Below are 2079 nucleotides of genomic sequence, written 5' to 3'. Positions count from 1 at the left end.
CATCCCACACCCCCCTCGCACCACTCGCCCCCGCGCTCGATCCTCGTCCGGGCGGTTTGATTCTCGTGTACCAATTTGCGCTCGAATCTTGTCAAACGCTGCTTTCTTTCATAGGATGGTATGCATCATTCAAAACGCCTCATTTTTGTGCATATGCACAAATCGTAGGTGACGCAACGGCTTGAGCGTCGCGTCCGCGCATCGGACGACGGAAGACGAAGGGGATCGACATGGCGATCACGACAGGCATCGTTGGAGCGGCCGGTTTTGCCGGCATCGAGCTGATTAGGCTCGCGCTGCGCCATCCCGATCTCGATCTGCGTGTAGTCACGTCCAACGAGCTGGCGGGCACGCCCGTCGTCGCGGAGTATCCCGGCTTCACCGGCGCCACCGACCTCGCCTTCACCGCGCACGACGACCCTGCGCTCGACGCGTGCGACCTCGTGTTCCTGGCCGTGCCGCACACCGCGGCGCTCGCCATGGCCCCGCGCCTGGTCGCGCGCGGTGCGACGGTGGTCGACCTGTCGGCCGACTTCCGCTTGAAGGACCCTGCCGTCTACGAGCGCTGGTACGCCACGCCGCATACGGCCACCGACCTGCTGCAGCGTGCTGCCTTCGGCCTGCCCGAGCTGTTCCCGGACGACCTCGCGCGCGCCGCAGGCGCCCGTGCAGCGGGCGAGGGCGTGCTCGTCGCCTGCGCGGGCTGCTATCCCACGGCCACGTCGCTTGCGGCGGCGCCCGCCGTCCGTGCCGGGCTCGTGCGGCCTAACGGCGTCGTGGTGGTCGACGCCATCTCCGGCGTCACGGGCGCGGGCAAGAAGGCCTCGACGCGCACGCACTTCTGCTTCGCCGACGAGAACCTCGAAGCGTACGGCGTGGCGACGCACCGCCACACGCCCGAGATCGAGCAGATCCTGGGCCTGGAAGGCCGCCTCGTGTTCACGCCGCATCTCGCGCCGCTCAATCGCGGCCTGCTGTCCACCGTGAACCTGCCGCTCGCGTCCGACGCGCCCGTCGACGCGGGCGAGATCGTGGAGCTGTACCGGGACTTCTACGCCGACGACCCCTTCGTGCACGTGCTGGATGCCGGCACCATGCCGAAGACCTCGTCGGTGGCGGGCACGAACTACGCGCACCTGGGAATCGCCGTCAACGCGACGGCGCGCATGCTGGTGGCCGTGGGCGCTATCGACAACCTGGGCAAGGGCGCGGCCAGCCAGGCCGTGCAGTGCGCGAACGCCGTGCTGGGCCTGCCCCAGGCTCGAGGGCTCGAACCGATCTCCGTACCCGTGTGATGCGAATCGTCCTAGTAAGCTACAGCCGCACCAGCCGCAACAGAAAGAAGCCGCTATGACCGACCAACCGATCGCTGCAACGCATCCCGCCCAAGGCGGCGTGACGGCGGCGCGCGGGTTCCGCGCGTCCGGCGTGCACGCGGGTTTCCGTAAGGATCCCGAGCGCCTCGACCTCGCGCTCGTGGTCGCCGACGAACCCTGCGCGTGCGCGGCCGTGTTCACCAAGAACGTGTTCTGCTCGGCGCCGGTCATCGTATCGCGCGCGCAGCTGGGCGCCGACCAGCCGGGCGAGCCCGCCTACGGCACGGCGCGCGCCGTGGTGGTGAACTCGGGCAATGCGAACGCGGCAACGGGCGAGCCCGGCTTGGAGGCCGCGCGCGAGACGGCGCGCATCGCGGGCGATGCCGTGGGCTGCCCCGCATCCGAGGTGCTGGTGGCGTCCACGGGCGTCATCGGCGTGCAGCTGCCCCTGGCGCCGTTCGGGATCGGCCTGCCTGCGGCGGCGTCGCTGCTGTCTGCCGGCGGTGGCGCGGATGCGGCGCGCGCCATCATGACCACCGACACGCGTCCGAAGGAGGCCGCCGTCACGTTCTCGGGCGACGGCATCGGCTACGACGGCTGCACGTTCACGGTGGGCGGCATGTCGAAGGGCTCGGGCATGATCATGCCGAACATGGCCACCATGATCTCCGTCATCACCACCGACGCGCCCGTTGCCGCGCCTGCGCTCCATGCGGCGCTCGTGCGCGCGGTGAATCGCAGCTTCAACAAGGTGACGGTGGAT

General features: G+C 69.4%; 2 protein-coding genes. Both read left to right on the top strand.

Going from position 1 to position 2079, the window contains the following annotated elements; all coding sequences use genetic code 11:
* The first annotated feature begins 230 nt into the window (after positions 1-230).
* Entirely contained in the window at positions 231-1295 is a 1065-nt protein-coding gene (gene argC, locus ACMO6A_RS09515) for an N-acetyl-gamma-glutamyl-phosphate reductase (RefSeq protein WP_009608759.1), read from the top strand.
* Between the two features lie 55 nt (positions 1296-1350).
* Positions 1351-2079, top strand: a 729-nt coding sequence (locus ACMO6A_RS09510; RefSeq protein ID WP_418471160.1) for a bifunctional ornithine acetyltransferase/N-acetylglutamate synthase, incomplete at its 3' end; no start/stop codon positions are given.

The sequence above is a fragment of the Eggerthella sp. genome (genome assembly GCF_048329335.1).
GTDB lineage: Bacteria > Actinomycetota > Coriobacteriia > Coriobacteriales > Eggerthellaceae > Eggerthella > Eggerthella lenta.
The sequence above is the reverse complement of the archived record's forward strand: the minus strand, read 5'-3'. Positions and strand labels throughout refer to the sequence as shown.